At 58.7% G+C, this 18,746-nt stretch carries 20 protein-coding genes; 10 read left to right on the forward strand and 10 right to left on the reverse strand.

Annotated features, from left to right (window positions below):
* Window positions 1-15: 15 nt before the first annotated feature.
* The 7 genes from ychF to moaB all read right to left on the reverse strand — a co-directional run bounded on the left by ychF (window position 16) and on the right by moaB (window position 8,354).
* Window positions 16-1,116, reverse strand: a complete 1,101-nt coding sequence (ychF, locus tag J2S31_RS11130; protein ID WP_237099161.1) for a redox-regulated ATPase YchF — start codon at window positions 1,114-1,116, stop codon at window positions 16-18.
* Window positions 1,117-1,135: 19 nt separating this feature from the next.
* Window positions 1,136-2,554, reverse strand: a complete 1,419-nt coding sequence (locus tag J2S31_RS11135; RefSeq protein ID WP_237099162.1) for an MFS transporter — start codon at window positions 2,552-2,554, stop codon at window positions 1,136-1,138.
* Window positions 2,555-2,585: 31 nt separating this feature from the next.
* On the reverse strand, window positions 2,586-2,903 hold the full coding sequence (gene bamE, locus J2S31_RS11140) for an outer membrane protein assembly factor BamE domain-containing protein (RefSeq protein ID WP_237099163.1): 318 nt from the start codon (window positions 2,901-2,903) through the stop codon (window positions 2,586-2,588).
* A 184-nt stretch (window positions 2,904-3,087) separates the two neighbouring features.
* Window positions 3,088-4,623, reverse strand: coding sequence for an Rne/Rng family ribonuclease (locus J2S31_RS11145; protein ID WP_237099164.1), 1,536 nt, complete (start codon window positions 4,621-4,623; stop codon window positions 3,088-3,090).
* Between the two features lie 131 nt (window positions 4,624-4,754).
* Window positions 4,755-5,855, reverse strand: coding sequence for a rod shape-determining protein RodA (gene rodA, locus J2S31_RS11150; protein WP_237099165.1), 1,101 nt, complete (start codon window positions 5,853-5,855; stop codon window positions 4,755-4,757).
* Window positions 5,856-6,845: 990 nt separating this feature from the next.
* Entirely contained in the window at window positions 6,846-7,751 is a 906-nt protein-coding gene (locus tag J2S31_RS11155; RefSeq protein ID WP_237099166.1) for an RluA family pseudouridine synthase, read from the reverse strand.
* Between the two features lie 84 nt (window positions 7,752-7,835).
* Window positions 7,836-8,354 (reverse strand): molybdenum cofactor biosynthesis protein B, encoded by a 519-nt coding sequence (gene moaB, locus J2S31_RS11160; RefSeq protein WP_237099167.1) that lies wholly within the window; start codon window positions 8,352-8,354, stop codon window positions 7,836-7,838.
* Between the two features lie 111 nt (window positions 8,355-8,465).
* Between moaB and J2S31_RS11165 the strand changes: the two genes are divergently transcribed.
* Window positions 8,466-9,185: an SDR family oxidoreductase gene (locus J2S31_RS11165; protein WP_237099168.1), complete on the forward strand. Its 720-nt coding sequence runs from the start codon at window positions 8,466-8,468 to the stop codon at window positions 9,183-9,185.
* 36 nt (window positions 9,186-9,221) lie between these two features.
* A complete protein-coding gene (locus J2S31_RS11170; protein ID WP_237099169.1) occupies window positions 9,222-10,013 on the forward strand; it encodes a peptidoglycan recognition protein family protein in 792 nt (263 codons plus the stop codon).
* Window positions 10,014-10,037: 24 nt separating this feature from the next.
* On the opposite strand, the gene J2S31_RS11175 is transcribed toward J2S31_RS11170, so the two are convergent.
* The gene (locus J2S31_RS11175) at window positions 10,038-11,786 is read right to left on the reverse strand and encodes a tetratricopeptide repeat protein (protein WP_237099170.1); all 1,749 of its coding nucleotides are present in this window, start codon (window positions 11,784-11,786) and stop codon (window positions 10,038-10,040) included.
* Between the two features lie 122 nt (window positions 11,787-11,908).
* A complete protein-coding gene (queC, locus tag J2S31_RS11180) occupies window positions 11,909-12,598 on the reverse strand; it encodes a 7-cyano-7-deazaguanine synthase QueC (RefSeq protein ID WP_272908775.1) in 690 nt (229 codons plus the stop codon).
* A gap of 93 nt (window positions 12,599-12,691) precedes the next feature.
* Here queC and ffh point away from each other — a divergent pair, with 93 nt between their 5' ends.
* The 7 genes from ffh to rplS all read left to right on the forward strand — a co-directional run bounded on the left by ffh (window position 12,692) and on the right by rplS (window position 17,037).
* Complete coding sequence (ffh, locus tag J2S31_RS11185) at window positions 12,692-14,041, forward strand: signal recognition particle protein (RefSeq protein WP_237099172.1); 1,350 nt, start codon at window positions 12,692-12,694, stop codon at window positions 14,039-14,041.
* Between the two features lie 83 nt (window positions 14,042-14,124).
* Window positions 14,125-14,370: a 30S ribosomal protein S16 gene (rpsP, locus tag J2S31_RS11190; RefSeq protein ID WP_005008731.1), complete on the forward strand. Its 246-nt coding sequence runs from the start codon at window positions 14,125-14,127 to the stop codon at window positions 14,368-14,370.
* 130 nt (window positions 14,371-14,500) lie between these two features.
* Window positions 14,501-14,731, forward strand: coding sequence for a KH domain-containing protein (locus tag J2S31_RS11195; protein WP_042252102.1), 231 nt, complete (start codon window positions 14,501-14,503; stop codon window positions 14,729-14,731).
* Window positions 14,732-14,734: 3 nt separating this feature from the next.
* Window positions 14,735-15,250: a ribosome maturation factor RimM gene (gene rimM / locus J2S31_RS11200; RefSeq protein WP_237099173.1), complete on the forward strand. Its 516-nt coding sequence runs from the start codon at window positions 14,735-14,737 to the stop codon at window positions 15,248-15,250.
* 22 nt (window positions 15,251-15,272) lie between these two features.
* Entirely contained in the window at window positions 15,273-15,938 is a 666-nt protein-coding gene (gene trmD / locus J2S31_RS11205) for a tRNA (guanosine(37)-N1)-methyltransferase TrmD (RefSeq protein WP_371831654.1), read from the forward strand.
* A 25-nt stretch (window positions 15,939-15,963) separates the two neighbouring features.
* Complete coding sequence (locus tag J2S31_RS11210) at window positions 15,964-16,542, forward strand: RNA methyltransferase (protein ID WP_237099175.1); 579 nt, start codon at window positions 15,964-15,966, stop codon at window positions 16,540-16,542.
* A 75-nt stretch (window positions 16,543-16,617) separates the two neighbouring features.
* The gene (rplS, locus tag J2S31_RS11215; protein ID WP_237099176.1) at window positions 16,618-17,037 is read left to right on the forward strand and encodes a 50S ribosomal protein L19; all 420 of its coding nucleotides are present in this window, start codon (window positions 16,618-16,620) and stop codon (window positions 17,035-17,037) included.
* Window positions 17,038-17,117: 80 nt separating this feature from the next.
* Here rplS and J2S31_RS11220 read toward each other — a convergent pair whose 3' ends face one another.
* Window positions 17,118-17,999 carry a M48 family metallopeptidase gene (locus tag J2S31_RS11220; RefSeq protein ID WP_237099177.1) on the reverse strand — a complete coding sequence of 294 codons (882 nt, stop codon included), beginning with the start codon at window positions 17,997-17,999 and terminating at the stop codon, window positions 17,118-17,120.
* Window positions 18,000-18,063: 64 nt separating this feature from the next.
* Here J2S31_RS11220 and J2S31_RS11225 point away from each other — a divergent pair, with 64 nt between their 5' ends.
* The gene (locus J2S31_RS11225; protein WP_272908780.1) at window positions 18,064-18,735 is read left to right on the forward strand and encodes a ribonuclease HII; all 672 of its coding nucleotides are present in this window, start codon (window positions 18,064-18,066) and stop codon (window positions 18,733-18,735) included.
* The last annotated feature ends 11 nt before the right edge of the window (window positions 18,736-18,746 follow it).

Genomic DNA, 18,746 nt, shown 5'->3' on the forward strand with positions numbered 1-18,746 from the left:
CTGATTTTGCGGCGCTTAAACGTTGAAGCGGAAATGCAGGATGTCGCCGTCCTTCACGATGTATTCCTTGCCCTCGAGGCGCATCTTGCCCGCTTCCTTGACGGCGTGCTCGGACTTGTACTTCACCAGGTCGTCGAAGTGAAACACTTCGGCGCGGATGAATCCGCGTTCGATGTCGGAATGGATCTTGCCCGCCGCCTGCGGCGCCTTCGAATTTTTGCGCACGGTCCAGGCGCGGTTTTCCTTTTCGCCGACGGTGAAGAACGTGCAGAGGTCCAGAAGCTGGTAGCCTTCGTTGATCATGTGGTGCAATCCCGTTTCCTTGAGACCCATCTCTTCCATGAACACCCGCTGTTCTTCCGGGTCGTCGATCTCCATGATTTCCATCTCCAGCTTGCCCGCCAGCACGACCACCGGCGCGCCTTCCTTCTGCGCGATCTCTTTCGTGGCCTTCACGTGGGGGTTGTCGTCGGCGCTCGCGGGATCGTCGATGTTGCACACGTAGAGCACGGGCTTGGTGGTGAGCAGGTTGAGCGACTTGACGAAGCGCTCTTCCTGCACGGTGGCAAGCGGCAGGAAGCGCGCGGGCTTCTCTTCTTCCAGCGTACTCATCAGCTTCTGGATCAACTCCAACTGCCACTTGGCGTCCTTGTCGCCGCTCTTGGCGGTCTTCTCCAACTTCACCGTGCGCTTCTCCAGCGTCTCCATGTCGGCGACGATCAACTCCATGTTGATGACGTCGATGTCGTAGGCCGGGTCCACCTTGGGATGCACGTGCATGACGTTGGGATCATCGAAACAACGCACGATGTGGGCGATGGCGTCCACCTCGCGGATGTTGCCGAGGAATTTATTGCCGAGACCCTCGCCGCGCGACGAACCTTTCACCAGCCCCGCGATGTCCACGAACTGGAGCGTGGTCGGCGTTTTCTTTTTGGCCTCGACCAGTTGGTTGATGGTTTCGAGGCGCGGATCGGGCACCTCCACCACACCGACGTTGGCTTCCACCGTGGTGAAGGCGTAACTGCCGGACTCCGCCTGGGTTTTGGTGAGGGCGTTGAAGATGACCGATTTGCCGACGTTGGGCAGGCCGACGAGGCCGCAGGTGAATCCCATAATGCGAGTGTCTCCGTTTCTATTTTCTGAACGAGTTGTGGAGGTGGTTGAACGACTTCAAAAACACGAGGCTCATCAGCACGAACAAAGCGTAGGCGCTGATCCACCGGAAGAATTCGGATGCGTCCACGAAGCTGAGCAGGGTGAGAAAGTACACCGCGCCGACGTTGCCGTAGGCGCCGGCCATCCCTGCCATCTTGCCGGTGAGGTCCTTGCGGATGAGCGGCACCATGGCGAAACACGCGCCGTTGCCCGCCTGCGCCAGCATGGAACACACCACGCACAGCGCGATGGCGGCGGAAAGCGGCCACGCCGGGGTGATTTCGCCCATAAACCAATAACAGATCATACAGCCCAATACCAGAACAAACAAAACGCGGCGGCGGCCGATCTTGTCCGCCAGCCAGCCGCCGCTGGGCCGCGTGACCAGGTTGAAAAACGCGAACGACGATCCCAGAATGCCCGCGGCGGTCGCCGACAGTGCGAATGTCGTTTCCAGGTATTCGGGAAACATGGAGATCACCGCCAGCTCCGAGCCGAAGGTGAGCGCATAGACGAAACTCAACACCACGATCTGCTGGAAGGGATAATGCCGATCCTCGTGCAGGCCGTTTCTAAGACGCGGCAGGTTGACCTGAAGGCACCGGTAAATCTCGAACAGGCAGAACACCCCGACCGCCGCCAGCAGTCCCCACATCTCCCAGTCCGAAAGCAGAGGCGTGGACGGATGCGACAGCTTCCACACGAACACGCCGAGCGCGCCATACAGCGGCAGGAACAGCAGGACCTGCAAAACCAGGTCGCGGTAGGAGGTGACTTCGATGGTTTTTTCCAGCGTGACGGGAAACTGCGTGGCGCGTTCCGGAATTTCCTTCGCGTGGCGGTGATACACCCACGCCCAGACGAGGCACAGCACGCCGGAAAACGCCGTGGCCACGCGCCAGCCGGTGGCAGGCTCGAACCACACGGCGATCGGCGGCAAAGCGAACGCCGCCGCGGCCGCGCCGAAATTACCCCAGCCGGCGTAGAGGCCCTGCGCCGTGCCCATTTTCTCCGGCGGGAACCATTCGGCGATCATCTTGATGCCGACCACGAATCCCGCGCCCGCAATGCCCATCAACAGGCGCGCGGTGAGGAACTCATTGAAGCGGGTGCATTGCGCGAAGTACAGACTGATCAGACCGGAGAAACCCAGCAGACAGACGAAAACGATCTTCGGGCCGTGCTGATCCACCAGCGCACCGATGACGATGCGGGCGGGGATGGTCAACGCCACGTTGCACACCATGAGGATGCGGATCTGGTCCGCACTCAGCCCCGCATGGTGTTCCAGCGTGGTGTTGAACGGCGCCATGTTGAACCATGCCAGAAACGTCAGGAAGAAGGCAATCCATGTCAAATGCAGGACGCCCTGCTGGTTCCTGTCGAATCCGAACATGTAAGGCTAAGGAGTCTTTCTTTCGGGATGTTTATTTTGTATCGGGTTCGTTGGACATGACCTGGTACTTGCGCACCACGTCGTTGTCGTCGAACTCGACGATCAGGCTTTTGGTCGTGTCGTCACCGATGGCCCGATATACGCTTTTTTCGTAAACCCAGACAGGGTGCCCGTTTTGAACGCCGGTGCGGAACGGCTCACCGAACATGGCCTGGATATCCTGTTTGGTGGTACTGCCCTGAGTGATGTGTTGCGTCTGTGACAGGTCGAAATCCTTACCCACGGACCCACACCCCGCAAGCAATACGCCCCCCGCCAGCAACATCGCAAACAATACATTCTGTTTCATGGCCTACCTCCTTTCGGAAATCCAGTTAGCATCTCCTGCAAATTCCGCCGGATGCGTTGGGCGGACTGCCGGAACCCATCTTCGGGTCCAAACAGGCCAACATTCCTGACGGGATGATTCGATTCTATCACGCGGCACGGGGCAACCCAAACGCAAGTTGGGAACCGGAATGAAATCAGAGCATTCAGGTAATGATGTTGTATTTTTCCTGATGCAGTTTCGGATTGACCTTGATGTTGACTTCGATTCCGTAAAACTTCTCCAGCTCGTCGATGTAGGAGGTTTCCTCCTCGAAAAGCAGTTCATACACCGCGGGCGGGACTTCGATGGTGATGTGTTTCGGGGTGAGGTGGTTGCCCACCATGCGTTGCAGGGCACGGATGATTTCGTAACACACCGTGGCGGGGGATTTGATGTGCCCCTTGCCCTCGCAGTAGGGACACGGGTCGCATAGCGTCTGGCTGAGGCTGCCGCGCACGCGTTTGCGCGTCATCTCCACCAGGCCGAGTTCGGAAATTTTCAGGATGTTGGTGCGCGAGCGGTCGAAGCGCAACTCCTGTTGCAGGGCGCTCCACACGATCTCCTTGCTTTCCTCGCGCGACATGTCGATGAAATCGACGATGATGATGCCGCCGATGTTGCGCAGGCGCAATTGGTACACGATCTCTTTGACCGCTTCCAGATTGGTTTTGAGGATGGTCTCCTCCGGGTCGGAGTGGCCGACGAACTTGCCGGTGTTGACGTCGATCGCCACCAGCGCCTCGGTCTGGTCGATGGTGATGAAGCCGCCGGACTTGAGCCAGATCTTGCGGCCGAGCGCGCGGTTGATCTCGATCTCGATGCCGAAAAAATCGAAGATGGGCACCGAGTCCTTGTACAACTCGATCTTGTCCACCAGTTCCGGCAGGTAATTGGAACAGAACTCGACGCACTTTTCGTAATCGGATTTGGAATCGATGACCAGTCTCTGCACGTCCTCGTTGAACAGGTCGCGGATGGAGCGGAAAATGAGGTTGAGGTCTTCGTACAGCAGGCTGGGAGCGGGCTCCGTTTCGGCGCACACTTTCAGGTTGTCGCCCAGCTTGTGCAGGAACTTGATGTCCGTTTCGAAGTCTTCCTTCTGCCTTCCCTGCCCTGCGGTGCGGATGATGTAACCCTCGCCGGGCCGGCCGATTTCGCCGATGATGGCTTTCAGCCGTTCTTTCTCGGCCTCGTCTTCGATGCGGCGGGACACGCACACCTGGTCCACCGTCGGCATGTACACGATGTGGCGTCCGGCCAGGGTGATGTACGAGGTGATGCGCGCGCCCTTGGTGCCGAGCGGATTCTTCGCCACCTGCACCATGATCTCCTGCCCTTCGCGGAGCAGGTCCTGGATGGGAATGTGATCCATCGAACGGGTGGGTGATAGAGTCTCACCTTCCTCGTGACCGTCCTTGTCTTCGTTGATATCGACCTGGCTCGGAGGCTCCCCGTCGTAATCCAAAAGGTCGCCGACGTCGATGTCGCCCACATACAGAAATCCCGCCTTCTCGAGGCCGATGTCCACGAAGGCCACCTGCATGCCGGGGAGGATCTTGGTCACCACGCCTTTATAGACGTTGCCGACGATGCCGCGCTTCGCCTTGTGCTCGACGAAGATCTCGACCAACTGGTGGTTTTCCACCAGGGCCACGCGGATCTCCCGCGGATTGGAATTGATGATGATTTCGGATGCCATAAATTTTGTGGAAGCCCGGGAGCGTCCGCCGGGCTTCAGACCGATTTGCCGGGTGAGGAGAGTGGAAAAAGTATATCACGCCCGCAAACGGTTGAACGTGATTTTTTGACTCGTGAGTCAAAAACCTGAAATCACAGGACGTTCCGCCGCATTTCGATGTTCAGAAGCAGACCGAGCGCAAAAAACGTGGTGATGAGCGACGAGCCGCCGTAACTCATCAGCGGCAGAGGCAGTCCGGTGACGGGAAACAGGCCCACCGTCATCCCGATGTTGAAGATGATGTAAAACGAAAGGGCCGCCACAATGCCCAGCCCGAGAAACACGCCGAACCGGTCCGCCGCACGGTACGCGATGTTGAGTCCCTTCAGCACCAGGATCAGGAACAGCATGAGCAGGGCCATCACCCCCAGAAACCCCATCTCCTCCGCGTACACGGAAAAAATGAAGTCCGTGTGCTTCTCCGGCAGGAAATTGAGGCGGCTCTGCGTTCCCGCGTACAAACCCTTTCCCCAGAAACCGCCGGAGCCCACCGCGATTTTCGATTGAATTGTGTGGTAGCCCGCACCCAATGGATCGAGCTCCGGATTGAACAGGGTCATCACCCTCTGCTTCTGGTAATCCTTCATCAAAAACCAGGTGAGCGGCGCAAGGATCAACACCGACACGCCCAGCCGCCAAAGGGTCCGGAACTCGATCTCCGACGCCACGACGAACACAAAAAAGATGAAGAAAATGATGAGCGCCGTGCCGAGATCCGGTTGCAGGGCGATCAATCCACCGAGCACCGCCGTCAGCAGGAACGGCACCACCAGGTCCTTCAGACCGTATTTCTGGCCCTGCGGTTTGGCTTCTTCAAAATACTTGGCGAGGGTGATGATGAGCACGTACTTGGCAAACTCCGAGACCTGCAGGGTGAGGGGCCCCAGGTGAATCCACCGCTGCGCGCCGGAGGCCACCTTGCCAAAAAACAAAACGTACAGGAGCGCCAGCACCATGCCCACATATATCAGCCAGGCGTAACGGCTCCAAATGCGGTAATCCACAGCCACGGCAATGAACATCGCCACCAGGCCGATCAGGATCCAGTAAATCTGCTTGAGGTACAGACCGCGGAAGAAGGTCTCCACCCGCGCGTGGTTGGCGCTGTGAATGGTGATCACCCCGATCCCGGCGATGACCAGAATCAGGAGGAAATACCAGAGGTTGAAATGGGAAAACAGCCTTCTATCCATAATATTCAGGAATTTATCCTAGCATATTGCAGAATTGGAGAGGATAGATTTTCGAGAGAATGTTGAAGTCCGATCCATACTTTGTCGTTTTTTTACTACATATTATAGGATTTTATACTGTGGATAAAGTTGCATGGCTTCATTTTGCCTCTGGGAAATGAGGCACAATGAAAGTGAGCGTCTCCACGTAGCCATAACTCATTTAAAAACAATGATCATTTATTTTGCATAGATTGTAATCGAAGTTCCCTTAGCCCTTCATTTTTTGAAGGTTGCAGGGATACCCCCAAAGTTATTCACAGCTTATACACAAATTGTGTGGAAACTGCATGGTTGCTCTCAAAATAATAATAATATAATTAAAATCAATACGTTAAAATGGCACGAGGCGGATTCTCCTTTTGTAGCAAGCCCATTCTGACCCGATATGGCCGCAGACCTCAAAAAATGGGGGGGATTCTGCATTAACGGAAGTTTGCACGCCTGCATTCCAGCATAAATAAAGGCGAAACCCACCGTCAATATTTTGATCGCACCACCGGCCCTTATTTATGGGCGTCTTTCAGTCTATCCGATGAAGGCTAGAATATTCTTTATAAAAACGGGACTCGCTAATAAATCCGCATAGTAAATTTTAAATGGGGCCTCTGGGGTTCAACTGTCGGGCTTTAGCGGCCCTTTCCTCCAGTCAGACGAAATAATTGTGAATAACTTATGAAAAACAGCCCAAAAAAAGAGCAATTTTGAGCTATCGGGAAAACCTTTGATTTTTGCTGGGTTTAATTGACAGAAATGGAAGCTAAAGACGAGGGGTATTTTACCCTGTTTAGGTAAATTATGATGAGGCAGACTTTCTACTCACAGGTTTTCCACAAGACCGGGAACGAAGGGACGAGCATTTATAAAGTCGGCCGCCTTCCCCGCCTCATTTAGAAAATCCGATAATGTCTGAAAACATCATAAACATAGAATCTCCTATATTATCCAAAATCAGACAATGAGAACTCGAGTGAGATCTTCCGGCAGGGGGGCCTCCCACTGCACTCGTTCCCCGGATTCAGGATGGGTGACCTCCAGCCGGTAGGCATGCAGGGCCTGCCGTTCCAGGCGGGGAACCGACGCCCCCCGCAAGTGGCCGTACAACCGGTCGCCTAATATAGGGCATCCGATAGAAGCCAGATGAACACGGATCTGGTGGGTGCGCCCGGTTTTGGGTTCCACCCGCACCAGCGCGTACTCGCGGAACTGCTTTTCCACCGCGTAATACGTCTGCGCCTCGCGGCCGCCTTCGTTCAACGCCATTTTCTTGCGATGCACCCGGTGCCGGCCGATGGGCGCATCGATCCATCCGGAGGCCGGCTCCACCCTTCCCTTCACCAGCGCAAGGTACACCTTCTTCACCTGCCGTTCCTTGAACTGCGCGGACAGGTTTTCCAGCGCGGCCGCCGTTTTCGCCACTAGCACGAGACCGGAGGTGTCCTTGTCCAGCCGGTGCACGATGCCCGGGCGCGCCACGCCACCGATGCCGGTGAGGTCCCGGCAATGATGCAACAACGCATTGACCAGTGTGCCCGTGGAATGGCCGGGAGCGGGATGCACCACCATGCCCGGCGGTTTGTTCACCACGATCAGGCTCGCATCCTCGTACACGATGTCCAGAGGGATCGCTTCCGGACGCACGTCCAGCGGTTCCGGGTCCGGCACCGTCAGTTCCACGCGGTCGCCCGTTTTGACTTTGTAATTGGACTTGGAAACCGAGCCGTTCACCACTACCCGTCCGCTGTCGATCAGTTTTTGGATGTAGGACCGGCTGATGTCGGACTGCACTTCGGTGAGAAACACATCCAGACGCTTGGCGGCGCAGGCGGGATCGATGTCGTATTCAAAATGTTCCACGGCAGGTTCCTGCAGGGGGGTTCATGCGAACCCCCCATCGTACACCACGGACCGGTCCCACACTCAGAGAATTGGGGCGGGGGTTTACTTTTCCAGCAGGCGCGGCATCAGCTCCACCAGGTTGCACGGCGGATTGTTGCTGTTGAGTTGATGCACCAGGATACCGTCCCACGCGTCCTTGCAGGCGCCGGTCGAGCCCGGCAGGGCGAACAGGAAGGTGCCGTTGGCGACGCCGCCGGTGGCGCGCGACTGGATGGTCGAGGTCTTGATGTTCTGGTAACTCAGCCAGCGGAACAGCTCGCCGAAGCCGGGAATGGATTTGTCGTACAGCGCTTCGAACGCTTCCGGTGTCACGTCGCGTCCGGTCACACCGGTGCCGCCGGTGGAAATGACCACATCCACGTCCGGCGATGCGATCCATTCCTTCAACTGTTTCTGGATGAGGTCGATCTCGTCCTTCACGATCTTCCGGTCCACCACCTTGTGACCCGCCTTCTGGGCGCGCTCGACCAGCGTGTTGCCGGATTTGTCGTCGGCTTCCGTGCGCGTGTCGGAAACGGTCATGATGGCGATGTTCACAACTTTGCCTGCAGGTGCATCCATGTAATTATCTCCTTGGTTCGATTTTGAGGGAATAGTACCAACCCGGTGCAGGCGCTTTCAATTCCTTTGTGCGGTATGGTATAAGGAATCTTTCTCACTCTGGGGGACCTCATGCCCACAGCCATCGTCACCGGAGCCGCCGTGCGCATCGGCAAAGCCCTGGCCTGCCGCCTGGCGGACCGGGGCTACGACCTGGCCGTGCATCACTGTCATTCCAAACCGGACGACGTGCTGGCCTATGCCCGGTCAAAAGGGGTGAAGGCGAAGCCGTATTCCGTCGATCTCACCGATCTCTCCGCCGCAGAGAAACTGATCCCCGACGTGCTGAACGATTTTCCCGACGTCGAGGTGCTGGTCAACTCCGCCGCCAACTTCATCCAGCAGAACATTGAGGCCACCACCAATGAAACCCTCAACGACACCCTGCACCTCAACCTGATGACGCCGTACCTGCTGATGCGCGAGTACAAGCGGCACGTCAACCGCGGCCTCATCGTCAACATCCTCGACGAGCGCATCCTCAAAAACATCCCCACCTTCGCCGCCTACTCCGTGGCCAAGGTGGCTCTCGCTCATGCCACGCACCTGGCCGCGGTGGAATGGGGCGACACGGTGCGCGTGAACGGCATCGCCCCCGGACTCATCCTGCCGCCGCCGGGTCATGGCGACGACTACCTCACCCGCAACGCGCCGTACGTGCCAACCAAAACCCACGGCAAGGTGGAGGACGTCGCCCACGGTCTCGATTACCTGCTCACCAGCCGGTTCGTCAACGGCGAGGTGCTGTTCATTGACGGCGGCGAATCGAAAGCGCGGCGCAGTCCCCAGTAACGGATATTCTTCTTTAATTTCGAAAGGACCCGAACGATGGAAGAACAACTGCTGGAACGCCTGAACGCCGCGGCGCTGGCGCTCAAAATCGAAAAACCGTTCGACGGCCGCACCACCCTCGCCACCAACAAACGGGGCAAAAAATGGAAACGCCGCGATCCCGAAGCCCTGCAGGGCATGGTGTGGCACCAGGAACTGGGCTGGGGCTCGATCGAAGCCGTCGCGCAATATCATACCGGGCCCGACAGCCACCTGCACGCGGGCGGGGTGGAGTCCATCGCCTACACCTTCGCCATCCGCAAGAACGGACAGGTCGTGCTGTGCAACGATCTCGACCGCGCCCCCTGGTCGCAGGGTTACGCCGGCAGGAAAGGCGACGAGAACGCGGAGTTTCTGTCGGTGATGTTCGAAGGTTTCTTTCAGGGCACGGGGGTGGACGATCCCAGCGCCGGGCACCCCAACGACCGGCAACTGCTCTCCGGCCTCATCCTGTGGCGCGTCTGCCAGGACATGTGGAAGTGGAAGGCGGGCGACCTGTACGGCCATTTCCTGTTCGGCAAACCCGCCTGCCCCGGCGACACTCTGCAAACGGTCGTCGAGGCGGTGCGCTTCAACGCGCCCAAAAAACGCAAACGCAGTTTCTCCAGCGTGCGCCAGCGCCAGCAAGGACTCAAGGATTGCGGGTTTTACGTGGGGACGGTGGATGGCTTGTGGGGACCCGGCTCGCGCGCCGCGTTGATCGCGTTTCAGAAGAAATGCGGCCTCGCCGCCGACGGCCTGTGGGGACCCAACACCGAAGCCGCCCTGCTGGAAAAACTGGAGGAGTGAAATCGTCCCTCCTTTTAAGGTTTCCTATATTCTTGACCGCGCGATGGGCACGTCGGCGTCCTTCCACACTTTGTCGAATCGTTTTTTCACCTGCTTCGCATCGGCATGGCGGCCCTGCCCTTCCAGGCTCTGCTGAAGCCCCTTCAAAGACCAGCCGTTTTCACGGTGCCGGTCGAGGTCCTCGCGGTAAACCTGTTCCGCCTCCTCGAACCGCCCCGACTCCAGGAGAACCCAGCCCAAAGACTGCCTTGCCGGGTAATACCACGACGGCGGCTCTTCATAGGTGAGCGCGTCTTCCAACTCCACCGCTTCTTCCAGATGTTCGATGGCGACCGACATGTCGCCGTGCTGATACGCCAGCTCCCCGTCCAGCACCCTGGTTGCGATCTGCAACAAGTGCGCCGTGGAGTTGACGTCCCAGATGGTCACGTCCAGCAGGAACGGATGTTTGGCGAGCCGCTCCAGCATGCGCAGTTCCTGTTCCGCTTCCACCAGCCGCCCCAGCGCGGCGAGGGCCCGCCCGCGCGCGTAATGCCAAACGCCTTTCGGATACTTCAATCCCGCGTCCGGCGACGGCTGGGTCAGGATTTCGTCCCACTGCCCGAAGCGCACCAGGATATACAGCGGCATGCTCCAGAAGTGCTGGAGCGTGCCGTACCCGGGCTCGCGCATCTTCTCAGGGTCGACACTCTGCGCCAACTCGAACGCCTGTTGGACGGCGGCGCGGCTTTGTCCCGACTCCGCCAGCGCGATCACCAGGAAATGCCGGTTGTGCGGCATGTAGGCGAGCGGATAGATGCCTTCCGGATGCGCATGCGCCTTGTACGCCTCATCGTTGCCGATGGCGGTGCGGTTGACCGCCGCCGCATCCGCATAACGTCCGATGCGGATGTAGATGTGCGCCGGCATGTGGAGCAGGTGCCCCGCATCGGGTGCGAGGCGGTGCAGTCGGTCGGCGCTTTCCTCTGCGCGTTCGGGGTGCGGCGACGCCTCCACCGCATGGATGTGCAGGTGGTTCGCCAGCAGGTGATCGGGGTTGTGACGCAAGGCGTCATCGAGCGCGGCGAGAATCTCCGGCGTGTACGGTTGCGGCGAGCCATCCTCCTGCCAGTACTGCCACGGGTGCAGGTCCATCAACGCCTCGGCCAGCAGCGCCTGCACCAGGGCATCATCCGGGTACTTGCGCACCACGCCGCGCATGGCCTGCGCGTAGGCTTCGTCGAGATGCGTGCGGTCGGGGATGGGATCGGGACCGTATCGGTGCACCAGCGCTTCGATGAGGGCGCGGTTGCGCGGCCGGGCCTTGTGGCGCAGTTGGTACGCCTTGCGCGCGAGGCTGAACGCCTCATCGACCGCCGACTGCTCCATCGGAGCGTTGATGTTGGGTCCGAGTACATACGCCGCGCCCCAGTAACAGGCGGCGCAGTTGGGGTCCTTTTCCGCCGCCTGCTTGAACAGCTTGTTGGCTTCGGCGTGGTTGAAGCCGAAGGTCAGCACCATGGCGCGGTCCACCAGCGCCTGCACGCCCTCGACCTTGGTGTCGATTTGCAGATGATGTTCGTTCGACGGCCGGGTTTGCTTTTTCGTCGCCGTGACCTTCTTTTTAGACGAAGGCGTGGACTTTTTCTTTGATGGGGTGACTGCCGGTTTTTTCTTGGGCGCGGTTGCGGTTTGGAAATCCGGTGGCACCGCATCCGTTTTCGTCTCCGGTCCCGCGCAGGCCACGGTCAAAAGAAGCAGACCCGCCACCGCCGCTTGCCATTCGCCTCGCATCGTCCGCCCTCCTTACAAAAGCCTGGTGAAGCAGGTTCCCCGCACTGAGAAGGATTGTAAAGACAGCAACGGAAAAATCCAATGCCTATTGTGGCGGGTTTTTGATTGGAAAAGGTTTGGGATCAGGTATTGCCTTGCAGAAGGGGATCTTCCACCCCGGCTTCCTCGAACCCTTTTTTGCGGAGCAGGCAGCTGTCGCACACACCGCAGGGCACGCCGCCGACTTTGGGATCGTAACAACTGTGGGTGAGGCCGTAATCGACGCCCAGCTCCAGTCCTTTTTTGATGATCTGGGCCTTGGTCATCTCGATCAAGGGCGTGTGGATGGTGAGCCGTTCGGTGCCTTCCACCCCGGCCCTGGTGGCGAGGTTGGTCATTGTCTCGAATGCCTGGATGTATTCCGGGCGGCAGTCCGGGTAGCCGGAGTAATCAAGCGCGTTGACACCGATGAAGATATCGTGTGATCCTGTCACTTCCGCGTATGCCAGCGCGTAGGAGAGGAAGATGGTATTGCGCGCCGGGACGTAGGTGACCGGAATCTCCCCCGCCATCTCCTTGGCGGTACGACCCGTCGGCACCGCGATGTCGGCCGTCAAGGCCGAGCCGCCGAACTGGGCGAGGTCCACCGAAACCACCCGGTGGTCTTTCGCGCCGAAGGCCTCCGCCACCACCGCCGCGCGCTCGAGTTCGATCCGGTGCCTCTGCCCGTAGTCGAAACTGAGGGTAAACGGTTGAAATCCTTCATTCCGCGCGATGGCCAGCACGGTGGTGGAGTCCAAACCCCCGCTGAGTAACACAATTGCCCGTTTCATCGTATTTTTTTATCCCCTTTACCCGGTTTCGCTGGTAGTATATGGTAGCCCATTAAGGTAACCAAATCCCGTAAATTCTGTTATTTGAAGCTCATGTTCCAAAACCTGTCCGAGCGCCTGGAAGCCGTCTATAAAAAGCTCAAGGGTCGCGGTAAATTAAAAGAAAGTGATGTCGATGAGGCCCTCCGCGAAATCCGCGTGGCGCTCATCGAAGCCGATGTCAGCCTCCCCGTCATCAAGGATTTCCTCGCGCAGGTGCGGGAAAAATCCATCGGCCAGGAGATCCTGAACAGCCTGACTCCCGGCCACCAGATGGTCAAGATCGTCAATGACGAACTGGAGCACCTGCTTGGCGATGAAGTCAGCCCCATCCGGTTTTCCGACCAGCCGCCCACCATCGTTCTGATGGTCGGCCTGCAGGGTTCCGGTAAAACCACCACCGTCGGCAAGCTGGCCAAACAGTGGAAGAAGAACGGCAAGAACGTATTGCTCGTTCCGGCGGACGTGTACCGTCCGGCGGCCATCGAGCAGTTGAACATTCTGGGGCGCGACCTCGGCATCGACGTGTACGACGCCAAAGGCGAAAGCGATCCCGTCGCCATCTGCGAAAAGGCCGTCCAGCAGGCGAAGAAGGAACTGCGTTACGCCGTGATCCTCGACACCGCCGGCCGTCAGCAGATCGACGAGGCGCTGATGGACGAGGTGCGGCGCATCAAGGAAAAAATCGAGCCGCACGAGGTGCTGTTCGTTGCCGACTCGATGATGGGCCAGCAGGCGGCGGACATCGCCAAAACGTTTCAGGACGCAGTCGGCATCGACGGCGTCATTTTAACGAAGATGGACGGCGATGCCCGCGGCGGCGCGGCGCTCTCCATCAAAACCGTCACCGGCAAACCGATCAAGTACATCGGCACCGGGGAGAAACTCGACGCGCTGGAGCCGTTCCATCCGGACCGCATCGTGTCGCGCATCCTCGGCATGGGCGACGTGATGTCGCTCATCGACAAGGCGGAGCAGGCCTACGACCAGGAACAGCGCGAGGAACTGGGCCGCAAGGTCAAAAAGAATTCATTCGATCTGGAAGATTTCCGCAATCAGCTCCTGCAGTTCCGCAAGATGGGATCAATGCAGGAACTGCTCGGCATGATCCCCGGCGCGGGCAAGATGCTGAAAGGCGTGCAGATTGACGACAAGGCATTCGTGCGCGTGGAAGCGATCATCAATTCCATGACGCCGCGCGAACGCGCGAACCACAACGTGATCAACGGCAGTCGCAAGCGACGCATCGCCACCGGAAGCGGCACCACGGTCAACGAGGTCAACAAACTGCTCAAGCAGTTCGCGCAGATGAAAAAGATGATGAAGAAAGTGTCATCAGGAAAAATGGGACGCTTCAATCCCGGCAGTTTTTTCGGCGGCCGGGGGATGAGCCCCTTTGGTTAAATCATTTTCTGCACTCGCCCCGCAAGCCGCGGCCGCGCAGGAACAACGCAACAACCCTTTATTGAGACAATCAGGAGGAAACATTGGCAGTAGTCATTCGCTTAACCCGACGAGGAGCAAAAAAGAAGCCGTTTTACCGGGTGGTCGCCACCGATTCCCGGTCGCCGCGTGACGGAAAGTTTCTGGAGATCATTGGAACTTACGATCCGCTGAAGACCGAGGACGCCGTGAAGATCGACGCCGAGAAAGCACAAAGCTGGATTCAGAAAGGCGCCAAACCTTCGCGTACGGTGGCCACCCTGCTCAAGCAGGCTGGTGTCGGTCAGTAATACCGTTCAAGCTCCGGTTTCCGTTTTTTGGATCCCCGTTTTTCGTCAATCGGTCCATATCTGTCTCTGAACGTACATGAACTTGATTCAGCGTGACTTATCAACCGTTGGCTTCGTGGAGGGATCGGGCATGAAAGATCTAATTGAAATTATCGCGAAAGCGTTGGTGGACCATCCGGAAGAAGTCAATATTCGGGAAGTTGAAGGGGAGAAGACCACGGTGCTCGAGTTGAGAGTCGCCAAGGACGATCTCGGAAAGGTGATCGGCAAGCAGGGCAAAACCGCTCGCGCCATGCGCACCATCCTCAACGCCAACGCCACCAAACTCAAAAAACGCGCCGTATTGGAGATCATTGAGTGACGCATGGAATGGATTGCGGTCGGACGGGTCACAAAACCCCACGGACTGAAAGGGGAGCTCAAGTTCCACCCCTTCGTGTCCGACACATCACTCCTGAAAACCATCCGGCACGGTCGGCTGGCGATGGACGATGCCCCCCGCGAATGGACCATTGAATCGGTTCGCGGCGCAGGCATCCCCCTCATCATCAAATTTCAGCACTGCAACACGGTAGACCAGGCGCGGGAACTGGCCGGGTGTACGCTTGAGGTGCAGGACACGGATTTTCCCGGCCTCGCCGAAGGCGAATACTACTGGTTCCAGATTCTCAACCTCCGCGTGTTCGACGAAGACGGCCGCTTCTACGGCACCGTCGAGGAAATCATCGAAACCGGGAGCAACGACGTGTACGTCGTGAAAGACGGCGACAAGGAACTCCTCCTGCCGATGATCGATTCCGTTATCAAAAAAATCGATCTCGACGAACGCACCCTCATTTTTCACAAGGTCGAAGGACTCGTTGAAGACCATCCGGTTTGACATCATCACCATCTTTCCGGGGATGTTCGCCTCCCCATTCAATGAAAGCATCCTCAAGCGCGCGCAGGAACAGGGCCTGGTGCAGATCGGCGTGCACGACCTGCGCGAACACACCCTCGACAAACACAACCGCGTGGACGACTACCCCTTTGGCGGCGGGGCGGGCATGGTGATGGGCGTGGAACCCATCGACCGCGCCGTCCAGTCCGTCAAACAACAGTCGCCCAACGCCCACACCATCCTGCTCTCGCCCTCCGGCCGCCCGTTCGACCAGGCCAAGGCGTGGGAACTGTCGAAAAAGGAAGCCCTCATCCTCGTCTGCGGCCGCTATGAAGGCGTGGACGAACGCGTGCGCGAATGCGTCGTCGATGAAGACTTGTCGGTCGGCGACTACGTGCTCTCCGGCGGCGAGATCCCGGCGATGGTGCTAGTGGAGGCGGTGTCGCGTCTGGTGCCCGGCGTCATCGGCGACGAAACCTGCCTCGAGGAGGAATCGTTCAGCCAGGGCCTGCTCGAATATCCGCAGTACACGCGGCCGCGCGATTATAAAGGGTGGACCGTGCCGGACGTGCTGACCTCCGGCGACCACAAAAAAATCCGCGACTGGCAGAAAGACGAAGCCCGCAAGAAAACCCGCCAAAACCGTCCGGACCTCCTGAACGACGCGCCGGAAGGCAACGCCGAATAATCCGACTTTTCCAGGAACCTGTTTCGTGACCGACCCGACTCCCTCCAACATCCACATCGCACTGGTGCATTTCCCGGTGTACAACAAGGTGGGCGACATCGTGACCTCGTCGGTCACCACGCTGGATGTGCATGACATCTCGCGCATCTCGCGCACCTACAACATCGCCACCTTCTACGTGGTCACCCCGCTGGCCACCCAGCAGGTGCTGGTGGAACGCATGATGAAACACTGGAAGGAGGGCTACGGCGCCACCTACAACCCGACCCGCAAAGAAGCGCTGTTGGTCACGCGGGTCAAAAACGTGCTCGACGAATCCATCGCCGACATCGCTCAGCGCACCGGGAAACGGCCGAAGATCGTCATTCCCGACGCCAAGGCCTTTCCGCAGAGCCGGGATTACGCCGCCATCCGCGAGGAGTTGAAAAACCAGGACGAACAGTACCTGCTGGTGTTCGGCACCGGCTGGGGGCTGGAGCACGGGCTGGTCCAGCGGGCGGATTTCGTGCTGGCCCCCATCGAGGGCCTGAGCGGCTACAACCACCTGCCCGTCCGGGCCGCCATTGCCGTCATTCTGGACCGGCTTCTGGCCCGGGAGGCCTGATTTTAAAAAATTTATTTGTGCCGGGGCGGGGGAATTTGGTACTATTCCAGATTCCATTCACAGGAGTGCAAAATAATGAATCTGGTGCAACAGATCGAACAACAGGAAATGAAGCAGGATGCGCCCCAGATCCGCATCGGCGACACCGTGCGCGCGCACATTCGCATTGTCGAGGGCAACAAGGAACGCGTGCAGGTGGTGGAAGGCGTGGTCATCAAGATGCGCGGTTCCGCCAACCGCAAGACCATCACCGTGCGCAAGGTGTCCTTTGGCGTCGGGGTCGAGAGGATTTTCCCCCTGCATTCACCGCGGCTGGAAAAAGTCGAAGTCGTCAAGCACGCCCGCGTGCGCCGTGCCAAGCTGTATTACCTGCGCGAGTTGCGCGGCAAGGCAGCGCGCCTGAAAGAAATCAGGGTGCAGACCACCAAGAAGACCGGACGCGTACGCAAGAAGCGGGCCAAAGCCGCCGCCAAGAAAGCGGCCGCCGAAGGTTGAACCTTCATTTCCTGCGAAAAAAAATCAAGCCGGGCCTGCGGGCCCGGCTTTTTTATTTTCCAATCCTGGCAAAGACCCGGTCAGCGCGCCGGGTTGCGGGGATCGACTCCCAGTTGATCCTTCCGCATCCCACCCGAATTCTTCAACCGCTCTTCATTCATAATATAAAGGAAAGATTCGCCCAGCCCCTGCTTGTTGGGATGCGCGTTGTAGATACGCATGGCTTCGGGCAACAGTTGTTCGATATCGTGGACCCGCCTCTCGTCGGCAGGGTGCGTCGATAAAAACTCCGGCGGTTGCCCGCCGCCCTTCATGCTGGAAAACCTCTGCCAGAAACGCACCGCCTCCCTCGGATCGTATCCCGCTTTTGCCATGTAGATGACGCCGATCTCGTCGGCCTCCGACTCGTTGCCACGGCTGAACGGAAGCGCCACGCCATACTGCGCGCCGACGCCCAGCGCCCCCAGGATCAGGCCGCGGTTCTTGTTGTCGGACAGCGTGACCGATGACGCGGTCAGCGCACCGGTGATGAGCAGTTGTTGCGACATGCGTTGCGCGCCGTGACGCGCCACCGCGTGGGCGATTTCATGACCCAGCACCGCCGCCAGTCCCGCCTCGTTGGAACACACGGGAAGAATCCCTTCGTACACACCCACCTTGCCGCCGGGAAGCGCGAACGCGTTCATCTGGTTGGAGGCGAACAGCTTGAACTCCCAGTCGAGGTCCGCCATCGACGTCTCGATGACAAGCCGCCGCCCGACGCGCTCGATCACCTTATGCAAACGCACGTTGGTGGAAAGCGTTTCTTTCTGGAGTATCTCCCCGAACGCCTGCTTGCCCAGCGACACTTCCTGCGAGAAGGGGATGAGGATCAGCGCGGACTTTTCCGACACGGGGGTGGTGACGCATCCGTAAACCAATGCGCACAACAAAAAAATTGCGGCAAACCATTTCTTCAACATGGATTCGATTATACGTTTCGGCGGGAAGCGATTGCAACGGCGGGTTTTTTGAGTTGCCTGCCTGATGGGAATACCCTATGATCGGACAAAACGCTGGGGGGCCATGCTCAATTTCGAACGAACAGCGGAGTCTAACGGGTATCAATGCATCGCCGGTGTGGATGAAGCCGGGCGCGGGCCGCTGGCCGGTCCCGTGGTCGCCGCGGCGGTGGTCCTGCCTGCGGGCCTTTCGATACCCGGACTCGATGATTCGAAAAAACTGACCCCGTCGCAAAGGGAACGTTTGTATTCCGTGATCCTCGACGTGTGCCGCGCACACGCGATCACGGTGGTGACAGCGGCAACCATCGACGCCATCAACATCCTGCAGGCGGCGCGCCTGGCCATGAAGCAGGCGGTCGAACAACTCGCCCTGCAGGCGGACTTCGTGCTGATCGACGGCAACCAACCGATCGACATCACCGCCGGTCAACAGACCATCATCGGTGGGGACGGCAAAAGCCTGTCGATTGCCGCCGCGTCCGTGCTGGCCAAGGTGCACCGCGACCGTCTCATGGATGCTTATCATGCCGAATACCCGCATTACGGGTTCGACCGGCACAAGGGTTACGGCACCCGGTTTCACCGCGACCGGATTCGCGAGTGGGGGCCCTGCCCCATCCACCGCCAAACCTTCAAGGGTGTGAAAGAACACCTGCACGTTCCCGCGACCGCAGACACTCCTCCCAGCGCCTGAACCGTTCATAA

The sequence above is a fragment of the Nitrospina gracilis Nb-211 genome (assembly GCF_021845525.1).
In the GTDB taxonomy this organism is placed as follows: domain Bacteria; phylum Nitrospinota; class Nitrospinia; order Nitrospinales; family Nitrospinaceae; genus Nitrospina; species Nitrospina gracilis_A.

Bases quoted from the DNA above. Each gene is read 5' to 3' on its own strand.
- ychF (WP_237099161.1), bottom strand. From the start codon at position 1,116: ATGGGATTCACCTGCGGCCTCGTCGGCCTGCCCAACGTCGGCAAATCG.
- J2S31_RS11135 (WP_237099162.1), bottom strand. From the start codon at position 2,554: ATGTTCGGATTCGACAGGAACCAGCAGGGCGTCCTGCATTTGACATGG.
- bamE (WP_237099163.1), bottom strand. From the start codon at position 2,903: ATGAAACAGAATGTATTGTTTGCGATGTTGCTGGCGGGGGGCGTATTG.
- J2S31_RS11145 (WP_237099164.1), bottom strand. From the start codon at position 4,623: ATGGCATCCGAAATCATCATCAATTCCAATCCGCGGGAGATCCGCGTG.
- rodA (WP_237099165.1), bottom strand. From the start codon at position 5,855: ATGGATAGAAGGCTGTTTTCCCATTTCAACCTCTGGTATTTCCTCCTG.
- moaB (WP_237099167.1), bottom strand. From the start codon at position 8,354: ATGGATGCACCTGCAGGCAAAGTTGTGAACATCGCCATCATGACCGTT.
- J2S31_RS11165 (WP_237099168.1), top strand. From the start codon at position 8,466: ATGCCCACAGCCATCGTCACCGGAGCCGCCGTGCGCATCGGCAAAGCC.
- J2S31_RS11170 (WP_237099169.1), top strand. From the start codon at position 9,222: ATGGAAGAACAACTGCTGGAACGCCTGAACGCCGCGGCGCTGGCGCTC.
- J2S31_RS11175 (WP_237099170.1), bottom strand. From the start codon at position 11,786: ATGCGAGGCGAATGGCAAGCGGCGGTGGCGGGTCTGCTTCTTTTGACC.
- queC (WP_272908775.1), bottom strand. From the start codon at position 12,598: ATGAAACGGGCAATTGTGTTACTCAGCGGGGGTTTGGACTCCACCACC.
- ffh (WP_237099172.1), top strand. From the start codon at position 12,692: ATGTTCCAAAACCTGTCCGAGCGCCTGGAAGCCGTCTATAAAAAGCTC.
- J2S31_RS11195 (WP_042252102.1), top strand. From the start codon at position 14,501: ATGAAAGATCTAATTGAAATTATCGCGAAAGCGTTGGTGGACCATCCG.
- rimM (WP_237099173.1), top strand. From the start codon at position 14,735: ATGGAATGGATTGCGGTCGGACGGGTCACAAAACCCCACGGACTGAAA.
- trmD (WP_371831654.1), top strand. From the start codon at position 15,273: ATGTTCGCCTCCCCATTCAATGAAAGCATCCTCAAGCGCGCGCAGGAA.
- rplS (WP_237099176.1), top strand. From the start codon at position 16,618: ATGAATCTGGTGCAACAGATCGAACAACAGGAAATGAAGCAGGATGCG.
- J2S31_RS11220 (WP_237099177.1), bottom strand. From the start codon at position 17,999: ATGTTGAAGAAATGGTTTGCCGCAATTTTTTTGTTGTGCGCATTGGTT.
- J2S31_RS11225 (WP_272908780.1), top strand. From the start codon at position 18,064: ATGGGAATACCCTATGATCGGACAAAACGCTGGGGGGCCATGCTCAAT.